22 protein-coding genes are annotated in these 25,047 nt (G+C 56.7%); 11 read left to right on the forward strand and 11 right to left on the reverse strand.

What is annotated here, in order from left to right; all coding sequences use genetic code 11:
- The first annotated feature begins 1 nt into the window (after position 1).
- The 6 genes from KDX30_RS22245 to KDX30_RS22270 all read left to right on the forward strand — a co-directional run bounded on the left by KDX30_RS22245 (position 2) and on the right by KDX30_RS22270 (position 6,661).
- Complete coding sequence (locus tag KDX30_RS22245; protein WP_231677507.1) at positions 2 to 1,972, forward strand: heme lyase CcmF/NrfE family subunit; 1,971 nt, start codon at positions 2 to 4, stop codon at positions 1,970 to 1,972.
- Complete coding sequence (locus KDX30_RS22250; protein WP_027898029.1) at positions 1,969 to 2,505, forward strand: DsbE family thiol:disulfide interchange protein; 537 nt, start codon at positions 1,969 to 1,971, stop codon at positions 2,503 to 2,505. Before KDX30_RS22245 ends, KDX30_RS22250 begins: the two co-directional genes overlap by 4 nt.
- On the forward strand, positions 2,502 to 2,972 hold the full coding sequence (locus KDX30_RS22255; protein ID WP_231677508.1) for a cytochrome c-type biogenesis protein: 471 nt from the start codon (positions 2,502 to 2,504) through the stop codon (positions 2,970 to 2,972). The genes KDX30_RS22250 and KDX30_RS22255 overlap by 4 nt, the downstream gene beginning before the upstream one ends.
- Positions 2,969 to 4,174 carry a c-type cytochrome biogenesis protein CcmI gene (ccmI, locus tag KDX30_RS22260; RefSeq protein WP_231677509.1) on the forward strand — a complete coding sequence of 402 codons (1,206 nt, stop codon included), beginning with the start codon at positions 2,969 to 2,971 and terminating at the stop codon, positions 4,172 to 4,174. Before KDX30_RS22255 ends, ccmI begins: the two co-directional genes overlap by 4 nt.
- A gap of 11 nt (positions 4,175 to 4,185) precedes the next feature.
- A complete protein-coding gene (locus KDX30_RS22265; RefSeq protein WP_231677510.1) occupies positions 4,186 to 4,590 on the forward strand; it encodes a hypothetical protein in 405 nt (134 codons plus the stop codon).
- Positions 4,591 to 5,287: 697 nt separating this feature from the next.
- On the forward strand, positions 5,288 to 6,661 hold the full coding sequence (locus KDX30_RS22270) for a hypothetical protein (RefSeq protein WP_231677511.1): 1,374 nt from the start codon (positions 5,288 to 5,290) through the stop codon (positions 6,659 to 6,661).
- A gap of 93 nt (positions 6,662 to 6,754) precedes the next feature.
- On the opposite strand, the gene KDX30_RS22275 is transcribed toward KDX30_RS22270, so the two are convergent.
- The 4 genes from KDX30_RS22275 to KDX30_RS22290 form a co-directional block, all read right to left on the reverse strand.
- Positions 6,755 to 7,753, reverse strand: a complete 999-nt coding sequence (locus KDX30_RS22275) for a sulfate ABC transporter substrate-binding protein (protein WP_231677512.1) — start codon at positions 7,751 to 7,753, stop codon at positions 6,755 to 6,757.
- Between the two features lie 141 nt (positions 7,754 to 7,894).
- A complete protein-coding gene (locus KDX30_RS22280; protein WP_231677513.1) occupies positions 7,895 to 8,728 on the reverse strand; it encodes an ion transporter in 834 nt (277 codons plus the stop codon).
- Between the two features lie 160 nt (positions 8,729 to 8,888).
- A complete protein-coding gene (locus tag KDX30_RS22285) occupies positions 8,889 to 10,520 on the reverse strand; it encodes a methyl-accepting chemotaxis protein (RefSeq protein WP_122705981.1) in 1,632 nt (543 codons plus the stop codon).
- A 493-nt stretch (positions 10,521 to 11,013) separates the two neighbouring features.
- Positions 11,014 to 11,625 (reverse strand): TetR/AcrR family transcriptional regulator, encoded by a 612-nt coding sequence (locus tag KDX30_RS22290; protein WP_231677514.1) that lies wholly within the window; start codon positions 11,623 to 11,625, stop codon positions 11,014 to 11,016.
- Positions 11,626 to 11,793: 168 nt separating this feature from the next.
- Here KDX30_RS22290 and KDX30_RS22295 point away from each other — a divergent pair, with 168 nt between their 5' ends.
- Both KDX30_RS22295 and KDX30_RS22300 read left to right on the forward strand, forming a co-directional pair.
- Complete coding sequence (locus tag KDX30_RS22295; RefSeq protein ID WP_027902393.1) at positions 11,794 to 12,702, forward strand: DUF808 domain-containing protein; 909 nt, start codon at positions 11,794 to 11,796, stop codon at positions 12,700 to 12,702.
- A 16-nt stretch (positions 12,703 to 12,718) separates the two neighbouring features.
- Complete coding sequence (locus tag KDX30_RS22300; RefSeq protein WP_027902392.1) at positions 12,719 to 12,934, forward strand: glutathione S-transferase family protein; 216 nt, start codon at positions 12,719 to 12,721, stop codon at positions 12,932 to 12,934.
- Between the two features lie 131 nt (positions 12,935 to 13,065).
- On the opposite strand, the gene KDX30_RS22305 is transcribed toward KDX30_RS22300, so the two are convergent.
- From KDX30_RS22305 to KDX30_RS22335, 7 genes are all read right to left on the reverse strand, one after another.
- The gene (locus KDX30_RS22305) at positions 13,066 to 13,851 is read right to left on the reverse strand and encodes an outer membrane protein OmpK (protein WP_027902391.1); all 786 of its coding nucleotides are present in this window, start codon (positions 13,849 to 13,851) and stop codon (positions 13,066 to 13,068) included.
- Between the two features lie 449 nt (positions 13,852 to 14,300).
- Positions 14,301 to 15,590, reverse strand: a complete 1,290-nt coding sequence (locus tag KDX30_RS22310; RefSeq protein ID WP_099267331.1) for a urate hydroxylase PuuD — start codon at positions 15,588 to 15,590, stop codon at positions 14,301 to 14,303.
- Positions 15,591 to 15,633: 43 nt separating this feature from the next.
- Positions 15,634 to 16,137 carry an ureidoglycolate lyase gene (locus KDX30_RS22315; protein ID WP_027897924.1) on the reverse strand — a complete coding sequence of 168 codons (504 nt, stop codon included), beginning with the start codon at positions 16,135 to 16,137 and terminating at the stop codon, positions 15,634 to 15,636.
- Between the two features lie 316 nt (positions 16,138 to 16,453).
- Entirely contained in the window at positions 16,454 to 17,449 is a 996-nt protein-coding gene (gene alc, locus KDX30_RS22320) for an allantoicase (RefSeq protein WP_231677515.1), read from the reverse strand.
- Positions 17,450 to 17,491: 42 nt separating this feature from the next.
- Positions 17,492 to 18,007: a 2-oxo-4-hydroxy-4-carboxy-5-ureidoimidazoline decarboxylase gene (gene uraD, locus KDX30_RS22325; RefSeq protein ID WP_231677516.1), complete on the reverse strand. Its 516-nt coding sequence runs from the start codon at positions 18,005 to 18,007 to the stop codon at positions 17,492 to 17,494.
- Positions 18,004 to 18,933, reverse strand: a complete 930-nt coding sequence (gene puuE, locus KDX30_RS22330; RefSeq protein ID WP_231677517.1) for an allantoinase PuuE — start codon at positions 18,931 to 18,933, stop codon at positions 18,004 to 18,006. The genes uraD and puuE overlap by 4 nt, the downstream gene beginning before the upstream one ends.
- A 13-nt stretch (positions 18,934 to 18,946) precedes the next feature.
- On the reverse strand, positions 18,947 to 19,321 hold the full coding sequence (locus tag KDX30_RS22335; protein ID WP_231677520.1) for a hypothetical protein: 375 nt from the start codon (positions 19,319 to 19,321) through the stop codon (positions 18,947 to 18,949).
- On the opposite strand from KDX30_RS22335, the gene uraH reads away from it, so the two are divergent.
- The 3 genes from uraH (at position 19,283) to KDX30_RS22350 (ending at position 24,685) form a co-directional block, all read left to right on the forward strand.
- A complete protein-coding gene (gene uraH / locus KDX30_RS22340) occupies positions 19,283 to 19,636 on the forward strand; it encodes a hydroxyisourate hydrolase (protein ID WP_122705989.1) in 354 nt (117 codons plus the stop codon). The genes KDX30_RS22335 and uraH overlap by 39 nt on opposite strands.
- Positions 19,637 to 19,738: 102 nt before the next feature.
- A complete protein-coding gene (locus KDX30_RS22345; RefSeq protein WP_231677518.1) occupies positions 19,739 to 23,830 on the forward strand; it encodes a dermonecrotic toxin domain-containing protein in 4,092 nt (1,363 codons plus the stop codon).
- Positions 23,831 to 23,941: 111 nt separating this feature from the next.
- Entirely contained in the window at positions 23,942 to 24,685 is a 744-nt protein-coding gene (locus tag KDX30_RS22350) for a GntR family transcriptional regulator (protein WP_231677519.1), read from the forward strand.
- Positions 24,686 to 25,047: the final 362 nt, after the last annotated feature.

The raw sequence follows: 25,047 nt of genomic DNA on the forward strand, positions 1-25,047 counted from the left end.
CATGATTCCTGAACTCGGCCATCTGGCCATGATTCTGGCGCTTTGCTTCGCCGTCGTGCAGGCCAGCGTGCCGTTGATTGGCGCCTGGCGTGGCGACCGTCTGTGGATGGGCCTCGCACAACCCGCTGCCTGGGGGCAGTTCAGCTTTCTGGTCTTCGCCTTCGGTTGTCTAACTTACGCGTTCATGACCGACGACTTTTCCGTGGCCTATGTCGCCGAAAACTCCAACAGCGCGTTGCCCTGGTACTACAAGTTCAGCGCCGTATGGGGTGCGCATGAAGGCTCGTTGCTGCTCTGGGCATTGATTCTCGGTGCCTGGACGTTCGCTGTTTCGATATTTTCCCGCCAATTGCCACAAGTGATGCTGGCTCGAGTGCTGGCCGTCATGGGCATGATCAGCGTCGGCTTCATGCTGTTCCTGATTCTGACCTCCAACCCATTCTCCCGCATCCTGCCGCAAGTGCCCGCCAACGGCCGCGATCTTAATCCGCTGCTGCAGGACATTGGGCTGATCGTCCATCCGCCGATGCTTTACATGGGCTATGTCGGTTTCTCGGTGGCGTTCGCGTTTGCCATTGCCGCGTTGCTGGGCGGGCGGCTCGATGCCGCATGGGCGCGCTGGTCACGTCCGTGGACCATCGTCGCCTGGGCATTCCTCGGTGTCGGCATTACCTTGGGCTCCTGGTGGGCCTATTACGAACTTGGCTGGGGCGGCTGGTGGTTCTGGGATCCGGTGGAAAACGCCTCGTTCATGCCATGGCTGGTCGGCACTGCGTTGATACATTCGCTGGCTGTGACCGAAAAACGGGGCGTGTTCAAAAGCTGGACGGTACTGCTCGCCATCGCTGCATTTTCTCTGAGCCTGCTGGGGACATTCCTGGTTCGCTCCGGCGTGCTGACGTCGGTGCATGCCTTCGCCTCTGATCCGGAGCGCGGCGTTTTCATCCTGATTTTCCTGCTGTTCGTGGTCGGCGGTTCGCTGACCCTGTTTGCCTTCCGCGCGCCGGTGGTCAAAAGCCACGTTGGCTTCGGCCTGTGGTCCCGGGAAACCCTGCTGCTGGGCAACAACCTGGTGCTGGTGGTCGCCGCATCGATGATTCTGCTCGGCACCTTGTATCCACTGGTACTCGACGCCATGAGTGGCGCGAAGATGTCCGTAGGCCCGCCGTATTTCAACGCGCTGTTCGTGCCCTTGATGGGCTTGCTCATGGCGGTCATGGCCATTGGTGTGTTGGTGCGCTGGAAAGACACTCCGGTCAAATGGCTGGCAAGCATGCTCGCGCCTGTGCTGATCGGCAGCGCTGTTCTGGCGGTGATCGCCGGTTTCGCCATGGATGATTTCCACTGGGCCGTGATGGCGACTTTCATGCTGGCTGCCTGGGTGTTGTTGGCGGGTGTCCGCGATCTGCTGGACAAGACCCGCCACAAAGGTTTGATCAAAGGTTCACGCAGTCTGACCCGCAGTTACTGGGGGATGCAACTCGCTCATCTCGGTATCGCGGTGTGCGCCCTGGGCGTAGTGTTGTCCAGCCAGAACAGCGCCGAGCGGGACTTGCGCCTGTCGCCAGGCGAATCCATGGAGCTGGGCGGTTATACGTTCGTGTTCGAAGGTGCCCGGCATTACCAGGGGCCAAATTTCACCTCTGATCGCGGCACCGTTCGCGTACTTGAAGGCGACAGGCAAGTGACCATCCTGCACCCTGAAAAGCGCCTCTACACCGTGCAGCAGTCGATGATGACCGAAGCAGGGATCGACGCTGGTTTCACTCGCGATCTTTACGTGGCCATGGGCGAGCCGCTGGGGGATGGCGCCTGGGCGGTACGTGTTCACGTCAAACCGTTCGTGCGCTGGATCTGGTTCGGTGGCTTGATCACCGGCTTGGGCGGTGTGCTGGCGGCGATGGACAAGCGCTATCGGGTCAAAGTGAAAAGCAAGGTGCGTGATGCCTTGGGCATGGAGGCTGCGGTATGAGGCGCTGGGTCATGCTATTGCCGCTGGTGCTGTTTCTTGGCGTTGCGGTGTTTTTGTATCGCGGTTTGTATCTGAACCCGGCCGAGCTGCCCTCGGCGCTGATCGACAAACCATTCCCGGAGTTTTCCCTGCGGGATGTGCAAAGCGACCGGATCATTACCCGTGCCGATCTGCTGGGCAAACCAGCACTGGTCAACATCTGGGGCACCTGGTGTGTCGCCTGCCGGGTTGAGCATCCAGTGCTGAACAAGCTGGCGCAGCAGGGGGTGGTGATCTACGGGGTCAACTACAAGGACATCAACGCTGATGCCTTGAAGTGGCTCAAGGATTTTCATAACCCGTATCAGCTGAACATTCGTGATGACGAAGGCAGCCTCGGTTTGAACCTCGGCGTCTATGGCGCACCGGAAACCTTCCTGATCGACAGCAAGGGCATCATTCGTCACAAGTTTGTCGGTGTCGTGGATGAAACCGTATGGCGTGAAAAACTCGCTGGCCTGTATCAGGGCCTTGTGGATGAGGCGCGTCAATGAAGCGTTTACTCGCCGCAGTGGTTTTCAGCCTTGGCATTGTCAGCGTGGCGCATGCCGCCATCGATGCTTACGAGTTTCGTGATGACGCCGAACGAGCGCGCTATGCCGAGCTGACCAGAGAGCTGCGCTGCCCCAAGTGCCAGAATCAGGACATCGCCGATTCAAACGCCCCCATCGCTGCAGACTTGCGCAAAGAGATTTTCCGCATGCTCGGCGAAGGGCAGAGCAATCAGCAGATCATCGACTTCATGGTTGATCGCTACGGCGACTTCGTGCGCTACAAGCCTGCGTTGAGCGCCAAAACCTGGCTGTTGTGGTTTGGGCCTGCCGGGTTGCTGATCGGTGGCCTGGTGGTGATTGGTGTGATTGTCGTGCGTCGTCGTGGCCAGGGTCGCGAGGAAACCGATGTGCTTTCCGACGAGGAGCGTCAGCGCCTCGCAAATCTGCTGGATAAAAACCGCGAATGATTGATTTCTGGCTAGCCGCCGGCCTGCTGTTGCTGGTGGCCATGAGTTTCCTGCTGATCCCCGTCCTGCGTGGCCGTCGCGCGCAAAGTGAAGAAGACCGTACCGCGCTCAACGTTGCTTTATATCAGGAGCGCGTTGCCGAACTGCAAGGTCAGCAGGAGGAGGGCGTACTGACCTCGACGCAAATGGACAGCGGGCGCGCCGAAGCGGCCCGTGAGTTGCTGGCAGACACAGAGGGGGCTGAACCGCTGCGTACCTCGCGCCTGGGCAAAACCTTGCCACTGCTGGTTGCATTTCTGGTGCCGCTGATGGGTATCGGTCTTTATCTGCATTTTGGTGCCAGTGACAAGGTTGAGCTGACTCGCGAATTCGCCCAGCCTCCTGGCTCGATTGCCGAGATGACCAATCGCCTGGAGCGTGCCGTTAAAGCCCAGCCGGATTCGGCTGAGGGGGTGTACTTCCTGGCGCGCACCTACATGGCTCAGGATCGCCCGGCTGACGCTGCTGCAATGTTCGAACGAGCCGTCGCGCTGGCAGGTCGTCAGCCCGAACTACTCGGTCAGTGGGCGCAAGCGCTGTACTTCGCCAGTGAAAAGAAATTCAGCCCTCAGGTGCAAGCGCTGACCAATGAGGCGTTGCAGGGCGATCCCAAAGAAGTCACCAGTCTTGGCTTGTTAGGGATTGCTGCTTTTGAAAGCCAGCATTATCAACAAGCCGTTGATTACTGGAAGCGCCTGTTGGCTGTGCTGCCTGCGCAGGATCCATCCCGGCAAGCACTGGAAGGCGGCATTGCCCGCGCCACTGAAAAGCTCGCCGAAAGCGGTGGCAAGGTTGAACAGCCTGCCGCAGTGGTGAATAAAACCGCATCTATCAAAGTGCGTGTCACTCTGGCCGCTGACCTGAAAGCCAAAGCAGCGCCGGGTGACAGCGTATTCATCTTCGCCCGCGCGGTAGGCGGCCCTCCGGCACCATTGGCAGTCAAGCGAGTGACGGTGGCAGACTTGCCCATTGAAGTCGAACTGGGCGATGCGGACGCGATGATGCCGCAACTGAAACTGTCGAACTTTCCGGAAGTCCAACTCGTGGCACGGATATCCCGTGTAGGTCAGCCGACCACCGGCGAGTGGATCGGCCGCAGCAAGCCGCTGGCGAGCAACACCACGGTCTTGCAGGCACTGACCATCGACAGCCCTGATCAGTAGAGAGCACGCTTATGTACCGCGCAGCCGCACGTATTACGTTATTGGGTCTGGTTATGGGCTTGAGCGCCTGTGCGGTCCAGCCCACCGGACCGCGCAGCCAGGAGCCGATCCCGACGCTGCCTGGTAAATCCCAACCCGGTATGCCGAGCACGCCAACACCCACGCCGACCCCGAAAGCACCTGCAGCAGGTCCAAAAACCTCCAGCAACTTCGCCCCGCCACCGGGTGGCAACAGCCACTGGGACGCGAGCCTGGGTGTACACGTTCTGGACGACCAGACTGACACCTTCTACCGCCAGCGTACGTATTACCGCTGGAACAACGGCTGGACCTGGTCCACTGGCCGCAATGGGCCATGGCAGGAGACGGATTCAAGTGGTGTGCCGGCGGGGTTGGGTAAGCAGTTCGGGAATTGATTAATAGGTGGCTTCGTGCTCGCCAACATAAAATAACTATATGAATTTAAATATTTTTCTGTAGGAGTGAGCTCGCTCGCGGTAGATCCAAGTCAGGCGCTAATTTATCGCCAGAAAAAACCGCATCGCGAGCAATGTGGATCGCCACCCCGGTCACTCCTACAGGGTCCGTGTTTGCTGCGCGACAGCGTGGTGTCAGGGACACCGGGGCGACTCCTACAGCTCAGGTTGTTACCCGAGAAAGCGCGAACCCTAGAGAGCATCGGAGGTTACAACGGTCGCGAAGCGGGCCATCCGGGCCGATCATCATGGTTGTCTCACGTCGCTCTTGAGCTCCCAGGCATTTCAAGTGAATCGCAATCCCCAGTAAAAAATGCCGCCACATTGAGCGAGTTTCATTCCGCCTCAAAAAACACCTGCGGGGAAAACCATCGTTGAGGGAAACGCTTCGAATGTCAGATAAATAGTTTTATTTCCGTGACTTCGAAGTTGTAACGGATGGCGTAAGTAGGTGGTTTTTGAAACCTCCGATCGGTTAGAGATATTGAAGTTATAAAGCGCCTGCTAATAGCCAAATCGTCTTCGCCCGGCGTTGCATTACGACGTTGCAGGGTGTTACATGGTGGTGTAATTGCGAGCGTTTATCTGTCGGTTTCCGCAGCTTAACTTAAAGAGTGACTATAAAGGACTATGGATCATGGACGTTAACGGTGCTTCTGGTGAAGTAAGGGCTTCCTTTCGCGCAATGCCGCCTGCCGATCAGCTGAAAAACGTTTTCGGAGTTTCACGACAGTCTGGCAGTCGTAAGCTGTATGTCGCGAGCGCAATCAATCCATCGTCGTCATTTAGATATGCTCGCGTGATTGTCGCCCGGTTTCATCCTGATAATACTGTCGATCCAGCGTTTGGTGTAGATGGCTTGGCCGAAGTCAGCTTTGAGGGGACTGAGCTCTCACAGGGCATCATTGGTTCATCCATGGCTGTTCATACAGATGGCGGTGTAGCCGTCCTGGTGCGCGCCATTGTTGGACCTGATCGGGGTCCAATAGTGGCACTGGTACGCTTCAACAGTGATGGCGACCTGGATGCAGATTTCGGTATTGGAGGGCTGAGAGTACATAATTTTTCTGACCTTGCTTATTTTAAGCAATTTGCGGGCGCTGCCCAACCTGCCTTGGTAGACGTTTTGAATGTGAGCCCGGTTCAGACGGGCGCAACTATTACCTCAGCTTCCGGGAAGTTTTTTTTCGTCTCTCAAACATCATCAGCGCCCGGCCCAAGTCTGGTAGTCAGATTCCTTCCAAGTGGTGAACTTGATACAAGCTTTGGTAATGATGGAGTCATTCAGATCGTGGTGCCAGGTTATGAAGGAGACTATGTATTTTTGCAAGGCGTCACGGAACTGTCGAATGGGCAAATTGCCATTTGCGGCGGTGTAAAAATATATGCTGACTCTGTGTTTATGTCCGAGCCCAAAGGTCTGGTCCTTAAGTTAAATGACGATGGCTCGTGCGATCCGTCGTTCGGTAATCAAGGACTTGTCATGATTGATCTGCCTGAAAATCTCTCGGGAAAAGATTACTCCACTATATATTACTTTCAATCGGTTGCTGAGGCGTCTGACAACTGTCTAGTCTGCTCCGGAGAGATGAGTACTTATACAGGCGGCGTGCACAGTTCAAAGGGTGTCGTTGTGAAGCTGGAGGGTACAGGGCTTCCGGACACGTCATTCAATAGCGGAAAGGTTGTTGTATTCGGTGCGCAGGGAGAGTTTCTGGCATTTGTATTTGCAGGCTGGCAATCAAACGGCAAGGTGGTTGTGGCGGGATCGGTATCAGAACAAAACTTATACGTTGATCCGGCATCTGCCAAATTTATCGTGGCGCGCTTTAATCCCGATGGAGCTGCTGATGTTTCTTTTGCAAGGCGAGGTTGGAATACCGCTAGCTTTGGGCCCGGAGTTAATTTGGCTAGCGCCATGCGCCTGGAAGCGGACTCAATCATCCTTGCCGGAAAATATGGGCAAAAGGGGGCGGTGAGCGAGACTGTGGTTATCAGCTTCTACACCTGACAATTTATTTGTGAGGCATTCGATGGACATACGCAGTTGATGAGCAAAAACGGCGACCCCAAGGTCGCCGTTTTTCATTTCAGATCACCCCAATCACTTGCCGGTATAAATCTGATCAAAAACCCCGCCATCAGCAAAGTGAGTTTTCTGCACGGTGCGCCAGTCGCCAAAGGTTTTCTCTACTGAAAGAAAATCAACTTTCGGGAAGCGGTCGGTGTATTTGGCCAGTACTGCTGGATCGCGAGGACGAAGGTAGTTGTTGGCAGCGATTTCCTGACCTTCCGGGGACCACAGGTATTTCAGGTATTCCTCGGCGGCGGCGCGGCTGTTTTTCTTGTCGACGACTTTATCTACCACGCTGACTGGCGGCTCTGCTTCTGCGGACACGCTCGGGTAGACCACTTCGAACTGATCACGGCCGAATTCACGGGCGATCATTTCTGCTTCGTTTTCAAAGGTGATCAGCACGTCGCCAATCTGGTTGGTCATGAAGGTGGTGGTTGCGCCACGGCCACCGGTATCCAGCACGGGTACGTGTTTGAACAGGTTGCCGACGAATTGCTTGGCAGCGGCTTCATCACCGCCGTTTTTCAGGGTATAGCCCCACGCCGACAGGTAGGTGTAGCGGCCGTTACCGGAAGTTTTCGGGTTAGGTACGATAACTTCCACGCCGTCCTTGACCAGGTCGTTCCAGTCTTTCAACGCTTTTGGGTTGCCCTTGCGGACGATAAACACGGTGGCCGAAGTGAACGGCGCACTGTTGTCTGGCAGGCGGGTTACCCAGTTCTTCGGTACCAGTTCGCCATTGTCAGCCAAAGCGTTGATGTCGGTGGCCATGTTCATGGTGATCACGTCAGCCGGTAGGCCATCGATGACCGAGCGGGCTTGCTTGCTGGAGCCGCCGAAGGACATCTGCACAGTGATGTTTTCCTTGTGCTCGGCCTGCCAGTGCTTCTGGAACGCAGCGTTGTAGTCCTTGTAGAAGTCACGCATTACGTCATACGACACGTTGAGCAGGGTCGGGGCGGCCTGGGCCGCGCTGCCGAAAGCCAGGCCAGCGGCGAGTAACGAAGCGGCGAAAAGTTTGTTCACTGCGCAATTCCTTTTTTTGGATGTTCCGACATTGATGGCCAGATGTTGATGATCAGATGTTGATGGCCAGATGTTCATGGCATAGTGCCCGCGACTATAGCCGCGCAGCTACACGCTCTTAAAGACTTAAAAGGCATTTGCTTATGCCTTGTTTTCAACGCGCGGGAAAAGCGCATTGCCACAGCGCGAACAAAACGCCGCGCCGTGTTCGTGGTTGTTCTTGGAGCACACCGGGCAATCATGTTTCAGCTGTTCGCCACGCATGGCCGTGGCGAGCTCCGCAGTAAAGATCCCGGTGGGGACAGCGATGATCGAGTAACCGGTAATCATCACCAGTGCCGAGAGCATTTGGCCGACCGCAGTTCTGGGCACGATATCGCCATAGCCCACAGTCGTCAGGGTCACGATCGCCCAATAGATGCCTTTCGGGATGCTGGTAAAACCATGCTCGGGACCCTCGATCACGTACATCAGCGTGCCGAACACCACCACTAGCGTAGACACAGTCAGCAAAAACACGATGATCTTCTGCTTGCTGCCGCGTAGCGCCGAAAGCAGGTAATTGGCCTGCTTCAGGTATGGGCTGAGTTTGAGCACCCGGAAAATTCGCAACATGCGGACGACGCGCACAATAAGCAGGTACTGCGCGTCGGTGTAATAGATTGCGAGGATGCCGGGCACGATGGCCAGCAAGTCCACCAGGCCATAGAAGCTAAAGGCGTATTTCAGAGGTTGCGGAGAGCAGTAGAGTCGCAGAACGTATTCAACGATGAATATGGCGGTGAAGCCCCATTCCGCATACGCCAACCAGTCACCGTAATTGGCGTGTACCGCAGGAATGCTGTCGAGAACCACCACAATCAGGCTGCAAAGGATAACCACGAGTAACGTTTTGTCGAAGCGTCGTCCGGCAGGCGTATCGTTCTGGAAGATAACAATGCGTAACTGTTCGCGGCGACTGATGGTGTTGTCCATGGTGCATTCCGAATTCAAGATCGGAGCAGTCTACGCAAATTTCCGGTTTTGGATTGCATTGTCTGGGGCGCACAAAACCGGTAGGAGCTAACTTGTTGGCGAGCGGTTTTCCTGATGCACCACCTCGCCAACAAGTTGGCTCCTACCGGTTCGAAAATGTCTAAACCCGGAACTGCCTCAACAGCCCATTCAAGTGTTCGCTCATTTCCCGCAAGTGCACGCTTGCCCCTGTGGACTGTTCAGCTGCGATGGCGGTGCTCTGGGACAGTTGCGCCGCCTGGGTGACGTTCTGGTTGATGTCCTCTACTACATGGGATTGCTGCAGAGTCGCGCTGGCAATCGATGCGTTGAGGCTGTTGAGGTTGCGCAGGGCCTGACTGATCGACGTCAGGCTTTGCCCGGCCTGATTGGCTTGCTCGATGGTCAGTTGCGATGAGCGACTGCTGTCGGCAATGACTTTCACCGCTGCGTCAGAGTGAGTCTGCAAGCGTTCGATCATGCTCTGAATTTCTGCTGTCGACTTCTGTGTGCGCTGGGCCAGCAAGCGAACTTCATCGGCCACCACGGCAAAGCCGCGACCCTGTTCACCGGCTCGCGCCGCTTCGATAGCTGCGTTCAGGGCCAGCAGGTTGGTCTGTTCGGCAATCGAGCTGATCACCTCAAGTACGCCGCCGATTTGCGTGCTTTCCGAAGACAGCGTGCGAATCACTTCTACCGCCTGATTGATCGTGCCGGAGAGGTGATCGATCTGGCGCAGGCTGCTGTCGATGTTGACCTGACCCTGATGCGCCTGAGATTCCGCGTCGCGCATTTCGTTGGCGGCGTGCTCGGCGTTTTTTGCTACATCCTGGACGCCGTAGGTCACTTCGTTGACTGCGGTCGCCACCAGCTCCATCTGCTGTGACTGTTGCTGGCTGCGTGCCTGGGCCTGTTCGGCATTGATGCCCAGATCTGATGAGGCTTTTTCCAGGCCATTGGCCGATGCCTGAAGCTGTAAGACGACACCGCGCAGCTTGGCAGTGAAGGCGTTGAAGTGCCTGGCCAGTTGCGTGACTTCATCGTTGCCTTGAGTTTCCAGAGAGCGGGTCAGATCGCTTTCGCCACTGGCGATGTCGGCCATGGCCTGCACGGAGTCGCGAAGAGGGCGGACGATGCTGCGTGCAATCATGATGACCAGCAGCACCATGATCACGATGATTGCCAGGCTGAACAAGGCAGCATTGATCGTCTGTTGCTGGAATTCTGCTTTCACGTCATCGACGTACACACCGGAGCCGAGAATCCAGCCCCAGGGTGTGAACAGTTTTATGTAGGAAATTTTCTGGACGGGTTCACTGGCTCCCGGCTTGGGCCAGCGGTACTGAACCATGCCTGCGCCTTTCTCTTTGGCGACGGCAACCATTTCATTGAAGACTGCGAAACCGTCCGGATCCTTGATGGCTGACAGGTCCTGACCGACCAGCTTGGCATTCATGGGGTGCATGATCATCACTGGACGCATATCGTTGATCCAGAAGTAATCGTCCTTGTTGTAGCGCATGCCGCGAATGGCATCCAGTGCCTGCTTCTGTGCGACCTCACGGGTCAGCGTTCCAGCCGCTTCCAGGCCTTGGTAATAATCCAGGATGCCACTGGCGCTCTGTACCACGTGCATGGTCTTTTCCGCCTTGGCGGCGTAAAGGTCCGTGTGCACTTGCTTTAGCATGGCGGCTGTCAGGATAAACAGCATCAACACGGAAACGACGAGGATCAGCCAGAGTCTTCGGCTGATGGATAAGCTGCGCATTGTCATGACCGGTTGCTCCGTCTTATTTTTTATTGTGTAGAGCGCTTTGCGCCGTGAGATTCACAATGAAGTCGGTCTCGCTTCGATAATAGCCTTTTGACACCCGTCGTCTAGCCCACCGCTACTAAAGTGGATGTCGGCGCTGAAAGGATAAACCTGAGCGAGCGGCAGGAGATTTCTCGAAATGTTTTGCGGTATAGCGAAAGGCTTACACGAGGACAGGAGTTTCGCTCTATGAGCTGTCACATTTGAACGGTAGATTGGATCCATCACCGCAGCGAAGGAAGCGCTTCGGGATCAGGGATGATCGACCATCGCCGGGACGGCTACTGACAGGATGTCGCAATGGTCATACAAAAAACCCGCTTCGGCGGGTTTTTTGTTGTCTGCGAAAAATGGCGTTGTCTTGCTAACAACCCTTTGTAGGAGCTGCCGAAGGCTGCGAACAGCAGTGTGTCAGGAGCAGTGCCTTCGCAGCCTTCGGCAGCTCCTGCAAGAACTATTCAATATCCGGAGCGCAGCCTTTGAGCACCAATCGAATGATTGTCTGGGTCGCAGCTTCGTAATCACTGTCTTCCAGCTTCGCCTTGCCGGTCACCGTCGATATCTGCCAGTCGAAGTCGGCATAGGTCTGGGTCGCGGCCCAGATCGTGAACATCAAGTGATGCGGGTCGATGGGCGCTATCAGGCCCTTGTCGATCCAGCCCTGAATACAATCGATATTGTGTTTGGCCTGCCCGTTGAGCTGTTCAACCTGCTGGGGCGAGAGGTGCGGCGCACCGTGCATGATTTCGCTGGCAAATACCTTGGAGGCAAACGGCAGGTCGCGGGAAATCACAATCTTCGAACGGATATAGGCGCTGAGCACCTCGGCGGGAACGCCCTCGCGATTGAAGGGAGTGGAAGCGCGAAGGATCGGCTCGATAATACTTTCGAGCACCTCGCGGTAAAGGTTTTCCTTGGATTTGAAGTAGTAGTAGACATTGGGCTTGGGCACACCAGCCTTGGCAGCGATATCGCTGGTTTTGCTGGCCGCGAAGCCCTTATCGGCGAACTCTTCACTGGCGGCACGCAGGATCAGCTCTTTGTTACGCTCGCGAATACTGCTCATAAACCAGAGGTTTCCTTGCCCGGTCGGCGGTCGCGCATGGTAGCACCCGCCTCAAGAACGCCTCAACATCGGACAACGACTCTGGCCGCGCTGTGCTTCAATGGCCGCCGCGTGGCATCAATTGTGCTGCGCTATCGAACTTAAATGACGTATTCAAGGATATTGATTGTGGCTGCTGGAAGCTTGCTTACCCTTTTGGATGACATCGCGACGCTGTTGGATGATGTCTCTCTGGCCGCAAAGAAAACCGCTGGCGTGCTGGGCGATGATCTGGCGCTGAATGCGCAACAGGTGACAGGGGTGTCCGCCGACCGTGAATTGCCGGTGGTCTGGGCGGTGGCGAAGGGATCTTTGATCAACAAGGCAATCCTGGTACCGGCAGCGTTGTTGATCAGTGCGTTTGCACCCTGGGCGATTCTGCCTTTGTTAATGATCGGCGGTGCCTACCTGTGTTTCGAAGGCTTTGAGAAGATTGCCCACAAATGGCTACACCCCGAAACCGAACAACAGCGTCAGCAACGGCGGGAGGCTGCAACCGACAAGAATGTCGACATGGTTGCGTTCGAAAAAGATCGGGTCAAAGGTGCGATTCGCACTGACTTCATCCTCTCGGCAGAAATCATCGTACTGGCGCTTGGCGTCGTCTCCACCCGGCCCTTTCTGGATCAGGTCGGCGTGTTGGTTATCGTCGCGGTACTGATCACTGTCGGTGTATATGGTCTGGTGGCGGGTATCGTGAAGCTGGACGATCTAGGCCTTTATCTGAAGAAAAGCGCCAAGTCGGCCGTTCAAGGTATCGGTTCAGGGTTGTTGTGGCTGGCACCGGTATTGATGAAAATCCTTTCCATCGTCGGGACTGCCGCGATGTTTATGGTGGGCGGCGGCATCCTCACCCATGGTGTGCCGATCGCTCATCACTGGATAGAAGGCGTAACAGAACAGGCGGCCCAAACGGTCGGCGGTTTTTCGATGGTTGTACCTACTCTGCTGGACGCGGTCGCCGGTATCATAGCTGGTGCGTTGGTCCTGCTGCTGGTCACGGTAGCGGGGAAAGTCTGGAAACTAATCAGGGCCTGATGGCTGGTCGACTTGAATGAATAGCCCACTGTTTTCCAGTGTTGTTGCGTACGCTCAGCAATGTGAGCGGCAGTTGGTCGAGATCCTGCATTTGCGGCCCAATCTGGATCGCAAGCAGGTTTCGGCCTGGGTCGATGAACAGAGTCACGCGCAAACCGAGAGTGATCCTTTGGAGTTGCTGCGTGCGATCAACTCGAAAGTGCGGGCGGGAAAACCGTTGCCGTGGGAGTAGATACGCAGAACTCTGGGCTCACGAGATTCCTGTGGGAGCGAGGCTTGCCCGCGATGCATGAGACGCAGCCAGAAGACATACCGCGTTATCGTTTATCGCGAGCAAGCTCACTCCTACAGATCGTATGTTTATCAGAAGAACACTTTCACCAGCAAACTTGCGGTGTTCTGGTTGGTATCAAAGAACTTGGTGTCTTCAATACCGTATTTGTCTGACCAGTAATCGTACTCGATACCCACATACAGCTGACGCTCAGGCAAGTTGATGGCTTTGCCCAGGTCGTATTTGATTTGCGGGTTGAAGTGAACGTTGGATTTGTATTCGCCGTTGCGGTCGGACTTGTTGTCCACCACCCAGTCGATAAAGCCGTCGATCAGGATGTCGGACTTGCCTACCGGGATCGTGTAGGACCAGACCGGCGTGACCTGCCAGGCGCCGTAACCTGCACGATGACCGTCGGTGTAACGCTTGTAGAAGTTCAACTGGAAGTAATCGAAGCCCGGAATGTTCAAATCAAAACCCGGACCAATCAGGTACGACTCGTTATCACCTTCACCAAACTCGTAAGTGGCCGCCAGCAATACATCGGAGATCGGGCCGAACTCGAATTTCTGACCAAAGATCTTGCCCATGGACAGGCGCGGGGATATTTCACCGTAGTAAGTGTTATCACCGTTGGTGGCGTCGCCTTTGCCGTTATAGAAGATCTTGTCGATGAACAGGAAGTTATCACCGTATTTCCAGCCGTCAGCGTGTTCAAAGGTGAACGTCTGCTGGTTTGACGGGTTGACTGTAAAGTCGCGGCCGTTGAGGTAAGTCAGGCTGTTGCTCTGCCATTGCAGCAGGCCGTCGGCCATGCTTTGTCCGGACGCCAGAAGACTACCGGCAACTATCGCGCTGGAAATAATACGGTTCATTCAATGCTCCCCTGATGGATCGTGATGGTCTTTTTTTGGTGCTCTTTTTAGGCACTTTTCCGCATTTAAAACATGTCTGTTTGGTCAGCTTTGACTACATAGCAAGAGCTGAGCCAATGCCGATTGAAAAGCGCACGAAAGTGTAATCGGCTGCATTTTTAGCAGTCGTTCGAGGCTTTTTTTCAGAAAACGTCACAGTTGACCGGTTGGTCAGTTAGTTGTCTGTTCAGTCAGCATTGCAACAGGATGGGTTTTAACGCGGCGGCGGAGGATATGGGGTGCGGAAGTTTAGTGCAAGTGCTCTGGGACAGGGCAGGGCGAGCAATTGTGGGGCGTGTGTGGAAGTTTCATTGGCTTACTGTAGGAGCTGCCGAAGGCTGCGATGGCGATGTATCAGGAAGATTGCCATCGCAGCCTTCGGCAGCTCCTACAGTTAGTTCGGCCAAAGATCAGTGGGTCTGCGCACCTGCAGTCACCCACGCTCCTATCAATTCCCGTTCCTGCTGAGTCATCTGGGTAATGTTGCCCAGTGGCATGATTTGCGACGTTACGGCCTGGGCCTGGATGCGCGGGGCCATTTGCCTGATCTGTTCTGCGGTGTCGAACATCACGCCGGCAGGCGCAGCGCTGAATAGCTGGCTGGTAGGTTTGGCGGAGTGGCACACCGTGCAGCGTTCATGAATCACGCTCTGCACCTTGCCAAAGTCGACGCCTGGGCTGGCAGCGGCAACCTCGGCCACAGGTTCCGGAGGTGGGGCTGGCCGAACTTCGTCGTGGCGATAGCCGCCGACGGCGGTGCCCGGCAATGGCTGATATTCGATCTTCGCTGGCGCAGGTTTCGGCATTGGCGCAGGGCCAGTGACGTAAGCCAGGCAGATCATGCCCAGTGCGGCGACGGGCAGGGTCCAGGCAAACTTGTGGCTGTTGTGCCGCGTATTGAAGTAGTGACGGACCAGCACCGCCAACACGCCGATCCCGGCCAGGATCAGCCAGTTATACGCGCTGCCGTAAGTGCTCGGGAAATGGTTGCTGATCATGATGAACAGCACCGGCAAGGTGAAGTAGTTGTTGTGGCGCGAACGCAGCAAGCCTTTGGCGGGCAGCGATGGATCCGGTGTGCGGTTCTCGGCGATGGCGGCTACCAACGCACGCTGGGCGGGCATGATGATGCGGAATACGTTGCCGACCATGATCGTGCCGATGATCGCGCCGACATGAAGGTAAGCGCCGCGCCCGCTGAAGACTTTGCTGAAGCCATACGCCGCCGCGATAACCAGCACGAACAGAATCAGGCCGAGCAGAGCGGGGCGTTTGCCCAGCGCCGAATCGCAGAGAAAGCTGTAAACGAACCAGCCAACGAACAACGAACCCAACCCCAATGCCACGCCTTCCGGACCGGACAGGCTGCTGCCCGGTGCGAGCAGGTACAAGGTTGGATTGGTGTAGAACACCACACACAACAGGGCGACACCTGACAGCCAGGTGAAATACGCTTCCCATTTGAACCAGTGCAGGTTCTCGGGCATGGTCGGCGGCGCGAGTTTGTATTTTTCCAGGTGGTAGATGCCGCCACCGTGAATGGCCCATAAATCTCCGGACAGCCCGTCGCGCGGGTTGACCCGATTAAGGTTGTTCTCCAGCCAGACAAAGTAGAACGATGCGCCGATCCAGGCGATACCGACAATCATGTGAATCCAGCGCACGCTGAGATTCAGCCATTCCATCAAATGTGCTTCCACGGTATTACCTCAAGCCTGCGTCACTTGCCGGACGCTCAGGCTGCTACGGGTGGGGGTCGAGAACCAGCTTCTGGCTCTCAGCGAAAAAATGCTCATCGCAGTTATTGCCAGCTCCACTGCGATCAACCACCAGGAAGTCATCCCGCTTTTCGATCGTCAGCACCGGGTGGTGCCAGACGCCGCGATGGTAATTAACACCCTGCCTGCCGTTGGTCACGAAAGCGCGGGTCAGCTCTGAATCAGGTTCATCGCCAATGGGCGCGACCACGATCAGAAAAGGGTTGCCGAGCAGTGGCACAAACGCCTGACTGCCCTGCGGATGGCGCTCCAGCATGCTGATGATCAAAGGCATCTGCAGCGCCTCCGCGCGGAAGATACTGATGATCGCCTTGTCGTCCGGCGTCGCGGTTTGCACCTCGGCCAGACGATGAAAGCGCTGGGTCGAACCGTTGTTGATCATGAAGTGATCGCTGCCGTCGGTTTCGATGACATCTCCGAACGGGGCAAAAGCTTCTTTGGTCAACGGTTCGATGGTCAGTGTGCGCATGCTGGGTCTTCTGTTTGAATTCATTTGATTTGCTGTAGGAGCGACCGGGGTGGCGCTCCACCTTGCCCGCGATAAGGGCCGAAGGACCTTCGTTGTCTGACACACCGCAATCGCGGGCAAGCGCGCTCCTACACAGACTGTGTGAAAACTACTGCAGGCTGGGCACCTTCGGTGCTACGCGCACAATGCTGCGTTAAAAACAGGCGAAAAATGCTCATTTAGAACACCTAGAGTCGGACGCGACCCCGGCCGTTTTTCGCCTGTTTTTGCCTTGTCTTGCCGTCGCTCGCTACGTTTTCACACAGTCTGTACCGGTTTAGCGTGCAACCTTACCCAACACCCGAAGACGACTCACGCCACCATCCGGAAATACATTCAACCGGATATGGGTAATCGGGCCTAGGGCCTTGATCTGCTCGGCGAACTCGTGCTCGGCGTGCATGCTCAGTTTCTGGCTTGGCAGCAGTTCGCGCCAGAACAGGCTCTGGGTTTCGATCTGGCTGTCAGTGCCGCCTTTGACGAAGGCGCCCTGAATCGAGCAACTGTCCGGATAGTTACCTTTGAAGTGCAGGGTATCAACCACGACTTTTTCCACTTCTCCCGCATGACCCAAGGCGATGATCACCCAGTCGTTGCCGGGTGTGCGACGACGTGCTGTTTCCCAGCCGTCGCCCATGTTCACGCCGCGACCCGGATTGAGAATGTTGCTCATGCTGCCGTAGTGTTCATCGGAGCATGCCAGAGCACGGCCACCGTTGAGCGCCGAGGCCAGATCGATCTGCTCGGATTCGCCCACCGCCGACCAGTCACGGAACGGCACGCCGTACACGCGCAGACGTGCAACGCCGCCATCAGGATAGATATTGAAACGCAGATGGCTGAAAGCCTGTTCAGCGTTGATTTCATGGTAGTGATGGCTGTCGCCATTCAGCTCTACGGCGGACAGGATTTCGGTCCACTGAGTGTTCTCGTCCGGATCGCCGCTGGCCAGGAAGCACGCTTCCAGAGAGGCCGATGGCGGATAGTTACCGGTGAAGTAGGACGTGTCGATATCCACGCCCTTGATCGAGCCCGCCACACCCAGACGGATCACTGCACTGTCGTAACCCTCGAAACGCTTGCGACGCGATTCCCAGCCGTCCATCCACTTGCCGTTGTCGTCGAACACGCCTTCTTTCCACACCGCCGCGGTTGGCTGGAACAGGCGGTTGGCGTCGGCGAACCAGTCGTCAGTGACGGAAAGGATTTTGGTGCCCAGGCGCGCGTCGGCCAGGTTGACGAACTTCTCGAAGGGTGCGGCGTAAGCTTTCATTCTTTTAGGTCTGCCTTTTGATCAGTGGCCTGGGTAGGGCGGTTAGAGGGCTTGCAAACGAAACAGGGCAATCTTGTTGATCTCGGCCAGGGCGCAGGCGAATTCGGCGTCGACCGTATTATCGATGCGGGTCTCAAAGGCTGCGAGTATCTGGTGCCGGTTACTGCCTTTGACCGCCATGATGAACGGGAAGGCGAATCGGGCTTTATAAGCGTCGTTGAGTTCGGTGAAGCGTTGAAACTCTTCAGGCGTGCACTGGTGAATACCGGCCCCGGCCTGTTCGCTGGTGCTGGCTTCGGTCAGTTGCCCTTGCACGGCGGCTTTACCGGCAAGGTCCGGGTGGGCGTTGATCAGTACGAGCTGCTGCTCATGATCGGCGCCGAGCAGGATTTGGCTCATTCGCACATGCAGGGTCTCGATATCGTCCAGCTCATCGACTGAGCCTTGATCGTAAGCGGCGGCTGCGACCCACGGCGAGTGCTCGTAGATATCAGCAAAAGTGGCAATGAACTCATCGCGGCTCAGTGTCGACGGCTTTAGTGTCGTGAAATGACTCACCGCGCAGTCTCCGGCTGATAGGGATGTTCGGCGTGCCAGTGGCGCGCGATGTCGACCCGACGCGTAAACCAGACCTGCTCGTGGCTTTTGGCGTATTCGATAAAACGCTTCAGAGAGGCCAGCCGTGCCGGGCGACCGATCAGGCGGCAATGCAAACCGATGGAGAGCATCTTCGGCGCGTCTGCACCTTCGGCATACAGCACATCGAAGGCGTCTTTAAGGTACTGGAAAAACTGATCGCCATTGTTGAAACCCTGCACCTGGGTAAAGCGCATGTCGTTGGTGTCCAGCGTGTACGGGATCACCAGATGCGCCTTGCCGGTCGGGTTGTTCGGCTCCCAGTAGGGCAGATCGTCGTCGTAGGTGTCGCAATCGTAGAGAAAGCCACCTTCTTCCATGACCAGACGCCGGGTGTTGGGCCCGGTGCGGCCGGTGTACCAGCCCAGCGGACGTTCGCCGGTAATCTCGGTGAGGATGCGGATCGCTTTGAGCATGTGCTCGCGTTCCTTGGCTTCGTCCATGTACTGATAGTCGATCCAGCGATAGCCGTGGCTGCAAATCTCATGACTGTCTGCGACCATGGCGCGGATCACATCCGGATGACGCTGGGCTGCCATGGCCACGGCAAAGATCGTCAGCGGGATATCGAATTGCTTGAACACCTTGAGGATGCGCCATACGCCCGCGCGGCTGCCGTATTCATAGAGCGATTCCATGCTCATGTTACGCTCGCCTTGCAGCGGTTGAGCGGAGACCATCTCGGACAGGAATGCTTCGGACTCCTTGTCGCCATGCAGAATATTGCGCTCGCCGCCTTCCTCGTAATTAAGCACGAAGGACAGCGCAATACGCGCGTTGCCCGGCCAGCGTGGGTGGGGCGGGTTGCTGCCGTAACCGATCAGGTCGCGAGGGTAGTCAGCACTCACTGCAGTCTTCCTTTCATTCAAATAGTCCTGTGATGGGCAGATTGTATACAAAGTGATTTGAGGATTGTAACCACCATTTCCCATCCAGCTGGTTTCGAAACCTTGGGAAGAACGCTTGCAAGAAACTTGCCTGACTGGTCAGGTTATCCACAAAAAAACCATTCAATTCCTGAGGTCCCGATAAATCGGCGTCCATCAGAACAGAGGCTGTCACCGAGCTTTGCCAACGGTATTTATTGTGTACAGATTTTCGTAAAAGTGTCTTAATTCGACATCGTCTGGTCGCCTGCCTGCACTCATAGGGTGCGACCGCAAACTCATTACTTTCATAACGGGGCATTGATTGGTCATGGGGAAATTGACGACGCATGTTTTGGACGCCGCTCATGGTTGCCCCGGCAGCTCCATCAAAATTCAGCTGTATCGGGTTCAAGACGAAGGCCTGGTATTGCTTGCCGACGCGGTGACCAACAGCGATGGTCGTTGCGATGCGCCTTTGTTGCACGGCGAAGATTACCGTTCCGGTGTCTACCAGTTGCAGTTCCATGTAGGTGACTATTATCGGGCGCGGGGCACACAGCTGGCAGAGCCGGCTTTTCTTGATGTGGTGGTGCTGCGGTTCGGGATTGATGCAGGGCAGGACCACTATCATGTACCGCTGCTGGTTTCGCCCTACAGCTATTCGACGTATCGCGGCAGCTGACTGTTTTGTCAGCAATAGTTTTGTAAGCAATAGTTATGTAGTCACTTAGTCATTCGCAGATTCGGGACGCTCCAGAGACTTTGATCAATGGAGCATGACCCTGTGAATGATTCGACAACCCTCGCAACCCCGGACGCTGGCATCCACTGGACGGGCCGGGCTTGCGACCTGATAGCCTTCGACAGCCTGCCGGAAAGCTTCCCGGAAAGCCTCAATCAGCGGCGCATCGCCGATCACCTGCAACGCATCCTCAATCACGTGGGCGAGGCTTGTGAACAGATTGATGTGTTGTCTGCTTATCAGACGTGCCGCATGCGGCTCCATGCTGCTGGCAAGTCACTGCGCACGCTGCTTGCGGCCCCCCTCGACAGCGAAGCATTGCTGGCGCTGAAACCGCAACTGATTGCGCAGCGGCAGGCAGCGCTGTTGGCGCTGGCTCAATTACAGATCTGCGAAGGCACGCTGAGTGCGGCGGACCTGCAGCGGCTTCAGTATGCGCTGGGGCTTGCGGATGAGCCGGATGACGACGTGCTGCATCTCGATGTGGGCGTTGGCGATCCGGACGAGCCCGTGGTGTTCAGCGGTGCAATGATCGTCACCACTGAACAGGCGCAGAAAACTCCAGCGCTGATCGAACCGGCTTTGCTGTACGTGCCCGGTGAAGCGGGCGGTCTGCAAAAATTCGAATCGTTGCAGACGCTCAAGGACCGGCTGGGTTTTACCTTGGGCACAGGGGCGGAAACCACGCTGTGGCGCCATGTCAGCAAGACGCAACGCGCTGCGGCCATGGCGGCGCCGCTCACATTCGTGACCCGTGTGATCACCATAAAGCCGATTCAGCATGGGGTGAACACCCAGCTCAGGGAGCTTGAAGTTCTGTGTACGCAGCCCAACTCCTGTAGGAGCGCGCTTGCCCGCGATGGCGGCCGTTCAGTCAAAACATCATCGTCTGATTCAACGCCATCGCGGGCAAGCGCGCTCCTGGAGATGGACAGTCGTGAGCGAGTGAGCAACCTCGGTGTAGCCCTTGGCGAAACCCGTGAGCGGGCCATCGACCTGATTGCCGAACAGCAACGTACCGCCGAACTGGTGCCGCAATTTCCCGTATGGTTGCTCAATGCACCTCTCGAAATACGTCAGGAATACGCAACCCGACTGGCTGAATTTCACAGTGCTGCGGGTCGCCTGGAGTCGCATCTGGCGGCTAAGCTTCCGACCTTCAATGCCTTCACTGCTCAGCAACTGAATGCTCGTATCAAAAACGACCTGAGGATGGACATCGATGCCGATCAACTGATCATAGATCTGCCGAAGAGCGTCCATCGTCACGTTGATATTGATCCGCAGTATGGAAGCCCATTGCATCACAAGCCCTGGAAGGGCAGCGAAGCGCGTGTGCAGTCGAGCCTGTCCGGGCTGGCCCGGGAAAACTTCGATGCCCGCGATGAGAACACCATCGCAAGGCTGGGCATGCTTGAACTCTCGTATCCACCATCGCCTCAGATGGCAGGTTTGCACCGCATTACCGGAGACTACCTGCTCAAGATCATTCCCGAGCTGGATATCGCCGGACAGTATCGCAGCCTGCTGCGCTCGGTGTTCCAGTTGCGCTCACCGGCATCGGCCCGCGACGCTGAGCTGATGATCAAAGCCTATGAGCTGCACATCATTCTCGATGGCTTCTGTGCACGCCAGCGTCGCCTATTGAGCGAGGCCGGTTATGCACTGCTGACCCAGGCGGCTAAAGCCAGATCCACTGCCGTGTTGAGCCAGGCAGGGGTGTTTATCAATCGACTGGTGTTCAAACCGGGCCAGGCTCTGACAGGAGAGCGCAGTAGCCGGACCTTGCGAGGCATCAGCGTCATCGAGCACAAGGCGAGCGGCAAGGTGCTGATGTATCTGCCCCAGGCGCCGGATGGAGAGTGCTTCATAGAGGCCGACAGTGTGCAGGAAGCTCGCGAGCGTCTGATCAGCAGCTTGCTGCGTCTGCCTGCACGGGTTGCCTGGCTGGCGTCCTGTGTGGAGAACGCCAGTGAGCAAGCTGCCGCCGAGCGTTATATCCGGGAAGCACTCAGGCGTGGATTTGAAGGTTTTGTCGCGATAGTGCCCGCGCTGGATCTGTTGATCAGCGAGCAGCAACTGCATGTGCGTGAGGACCTGCTTTACGAAAAATCCCTGACCGAAGCGCGCAGTAATCACGACCTCAAAGGGGAGCACAATCAGCGGCGCAATCAGTTGTATCTGATGTTCTTCAGAGGTGTTGTCTCGTTCGTACCGGGTTTGGGCGTGTTGTTCAGTGTGCAAGACGGCTGGAGTGACGGTCATGCTGCAAGCAAGGCATTGAGGGCGGGCAAGCTTGATGAAGGTCTGTTGACGGCCGGTAGCACGATGCTTTCGGTGATCGACGTGCTGCTTTCGGTAATCCCCGGAGTGAGCACCGTGAGCGCTCTCGTGGTGGTAGCCCGTCGAGCGACCCGCTTGCGGCAGCTAACGAGCCTGGGGCGCGCATTACCATCGATGTCCGGGCGTTCCAGAATCACAAAATTTGTCGGTTACGAGGCCGATATCTCGCTGTCAGGCGCCGTCGCGCAGAGTGGAAATGACGCGGGCACCTGGCTGAAAAACGGTGAGCTGTTCATCCATCATCAAGGCTCGGCTTACCGGGTTTACCGTCGGCCGGGGGAGCAGACCTTGCGCCTGAAAAAAACCGCTGCCCATGGTTACGAGCAGCCAGTGCGTCAGGTGGGCGGGGAATGGGTCTATCACAGCGACGTCGGCCTCAAGGGCGGTGGCCGCTCGATGATCGCGGAGATACTGCTGGTTGAAGCCCATGGCAATAGCGCTTTTCGAACCAGGCAAGCCCGTGAACTGCTGGATCAATTCAATTTTCCTGTCGATCAACAACAGCGCATGGAGTTGCTGCTCGCCGAGCATTACCGCAAGACCAGGTCGCTGCCTGACTGGGCTGAGCAGTACCGACGCCCGCCAGCGACTCAGACCGTACCGTCGCCAACAAAACGCAAGGAGCCTGATTCGCCGCAGGTCGAACCGGACCGTCGTCCGCCGCAACCCGTCGCGGGATCTTCCCGGCAGGCGGCCAGCGCCGATGCGTGGAGGGGATGGGAAAAGCAGGTGGACAATATGGCCGTGCTGGATCAGATCAGCGTCAACCCGCCGATTTACCGGCTCGACTTCGCTCATGATTACGACGTGATCCGCATCGGTCAGAAGTTTTACGAAATCCTGCCCGCCGGCGGACAGCGCAGGACCAATACTGCGTTCATTCGCAACCCTGGCAGTTATTCTGAGTGCCGCAATTTTGCGGAACTCAGTGAGGTGATTCGACGCAATCCCTTCGATCAGCCGATGATGGCGAAATATCAGCCAGCGACAGGTCAGTGGGCAGTGGAGGGCCCGCTGTTCAATCGCAAAATCGAGGCCTATATCGCAGAGAGTCGCCCGGGGTTTACCGACATCACGAATCTGGTGCTGGCGCATAAGCTGTTCGAGATGGCCGACGCGTCGACGTCAGCCGTGACCGCCACCCGCATGATCAACCTCAAAGCCACCGTGAATGCGTGGCGTACCGGCCAAACGGCGCCGCTGGCGCAACTTAACGATCCGCTTTTGATGCTCAACAAGGCGTATCCGACCAATCAAGCCGATAATCAACTGCACTGGAGCATCGGTAACGAAAGCGCGCTGGACAGCTTTGAACGCCTGGACTTTGCCACCCACCATCCCGTGACAGTGGAATGGCTGATCAGATCGGCTTCCGAGGCCAGGCTACCAGGCAGCATCCAGAGCCTTAGAGGTCTGATGGCCGATGTATTGACGCGCAACGGCTACGAAATCCTGCATGACCAGTTGGCGGTCGGTGGGCGTGAGTTCATGGCGTTTCGTCGTCCAGGGCAGGAAGAGGTCTACCTGCTCTATCTTCGTCGTTCAACAACCGGGGATATTACGACCCCTCCGAGTGGTGCATTCCGCGATCCTCTGGACGGAGACGGGATGGTCGAACCCTTGATTCGCATCTATGCCGCAGAACCCATTTCCCACACCCTTGAACAAGCCAGGCAGCAAGGCAAAGTGATCAAATTATTGGGGGGCACCAATATCACCAGCCTGGCGGACCGTGGCACACAGGTGTTCGTCATGCGCTTGCCCGATGACATCTCGATGCACCAGCGCTGATCAACACCGCGCTCAAAGGCTTCGCGGCACCTTGCGGGTGTCGCGATGCCTGGCGAACAAGTCGCCGTGTACAATGCGCGGACATTTTACCGGCGACTGCCTCGAGCGCTCATGAACGAACTGTTGCAACCCTTCAAAAAGCAGCCACGCACTGAAAAAACAGTACGCAGCGGTACTCAGGACGACGTTGTCTACGCGCACATCTTCGAGGCAATTCTCGAACAGCGCCTTGCCCCGGGTACCAAGCTGAGCGAGGAGGCGCTGGGTGAAATTTTTTGCGTGAGTCGTACGATCATTCGTCGAGCCTTGTCGCGCCTTGGCCACGAAGGTGTGGTGCTTTTGCGTCCCAATCGTGGCGCAGTGGTCGCCAGCCCGAGTATCGATGAAGCGCGCCAGGTATTTTTCGCGCGTCGACTGGTAGAGAAAGCCATTACCGAATTGGCGGTCGAGCATGCAACGGCCCAGCAGTTGTCGGCCTTGCGGCAGATGGTCAGCGACGAACGCGACAGCTTTGCCAGAGGCGATCGTGGCGCAGGCATTCGCCTGTCCGGTGAGTTTCACTTGCAGTTGGCGGTGGCGGCCAATAACAGTCCGCTGATCAGTTTCCAGCGCAGCCTGGTCTCGCAGACCTCGCTGATCATCGCCCAGTATGAAAGCGGCAATCGCACGCACTGTTCATGGGATGAACATAGCCAGTTGATCGACGCCATCGAAGCGCGTGATGCGAAGCGTGCGGTAGAGCTGATGATGCATCACATGGATCACATCGACAGAAAACTCCGTCTGGACGAGGACAGCGCTTCGGATGATCTGCATGCGGTTTTTTCGCATGTGATGTTGGGGAAGAAGGGTTGAGCAATACTGCATATCCCTGTGGGAGTCGCCCCGGTGTCCCTGACACCACGCTGTCGCGCAGCAAACACGCACCCTGTAGGAGTGACCGGGGTGGCGATCCACATTGCTCGCGATTCGGCCTGTCAGTCGATGAATATATTGCCTGTACTGGAGCTATCGCGAGCAAGCTCACTCCCACAGGAAAAAATCATCGCCTAGCAAAGCAACGCTAGCCCGCGACGGCTTGCTTCAGAGGACGCTATCGCGCAGCCAGCCCATAACTCTGTGGGAGCTGGGCTTGCCCGCGATAAGAGCGACTCGGTTCACCTGCAACACCGCAGCGTCTGCATCGCGGGCAAGCCCGGCTCCCACAGGAGAAAGTG

Source organism: Pseudomonas quasicaspiana (assembly GCF_021147825.1).
Lineage (GTDB): Bacteria > Pseudomonadota > Gammaproteobacteria > Pseudomonadales > Pseudomonadaceae > Aquipseudomonas > Aquipseudomonas quasicaspiana.

Excerpts from the sequence above, each read along its gene's own strand:
- KDX30_RS22245 (WP_231677507.1), top strand. The coding sequence starts at position 2 with ATGATTCCTGAACTCGGCCATCTGGCCATGATTCTGGCGCTTTGCTTC.
- KDX30_RS22250 (WP_027898029.1), top strand. The coding sequence starts at position 1,969 with ATGAGGCGCTGGGTCATGCTATTGCCGCTGGTGCTGTTTCTTGGCGTT.
- KDX30_RS22255 (WP_231677508.1), top strand. The coding sequence starts at position 2,502 with ATGAAGCGTTTACTCGCCGCAGTGGTTTTCAGCCTTGGCATTGTCAGC.
- ccmI (WP_231677509.1), top strand. The coding sequence starts at position 2,969 with ATGATTGATTTCTGGCTAGCCGCCGGCCTGCTGTTGCTGGTGGCCATG.
- KDX30_RS22265 (WP_231677510.1), top strand. The coding sequence starts at position 4,186 with ATGTACCGCGCAGCCGCACGTATTACGTTATTGGGTCTGGTTATGGGC.
- KDX30_RS22270 (WP_231677511.1), top strand. The coding sequence starts at position 5,288 with ATGGACGTTAACGGTGCTTCTGGTGAAGTAAGGGCTTCCTTTCGCGCA.
- KDX30_RS22280 (WP_231677513.1), bottom strand. The coding sequence starts at position 8,728 with ATGGACAACACCATCAGTCGCCGCGAACAGTTACGCATTGTTATCTTC.
- KDX30_RS22285 (WP_122705981.1), bottom strand. The coding sequence starts at position 10,520 with ATGACAATGCGCAGCTTATCCATCAGCCGAAGACTCTGGCTGATCCTC.
- KDX30_RS22290 (WP_231677514.1), bottom strand. The coding sequence starts at position 11,625 with ATGAGCAGTATTCGCGAGCGTAACAAAGAGCTGATCCTGCGTGCCGCC.
- KDX30_RS22300 (WP_027902392.1), top strand. The coding sequence starts at position 12,719 with ATGAATAGCCCACTGTTTTCCAGTGTTGTTGCGTACGCTCAGCAATGT.
- KDX30_RS22305 (WP_027902391.1), bottom strand. The coding sequence starts at position 13,851 with ATGAACCGTATTATTTCCAGCGCGATAGTTGCCGGTAGTCTTCTGGCG.
- KDX30_RS22315 (WP_027897924.1), bottom strand. The coding sequence starts at position 16,137 with ATGCGCACACTGACCATCGAACCGTTGACCAAAGAAGCTTTTGCCCCG.
- alc (WP_231677515.1), bottom strand. The coding sequence starts at position 17,449 with ATGAAAGCTTACGCCGCACCCTTCGAGAAGTTCGTCAACCTGGCCGAC.
- uraH (WP_122705989.1), top strand. The coding sequence starts at position 19,283 with ATGGGGAAATTGACGACGCATGTTTTGGACGCCGCTCATGGTTGCCCC.
- KDX30_RS22335 (WP_231677520.1), bottom strand. The coding sequence starts at position 19,321 with ATGAGCGGCGTCCAAAACATGCGTCGTCAATTTCCCCATGACCAATCA.
- KDX30_RS22350 (WP_231677519.1), top strand. The coding sequence starts at position 23,942 with ATGAACGAACTGTTGCAACCCTTCAAAAAGCAGCCACGCACTGAAAAA.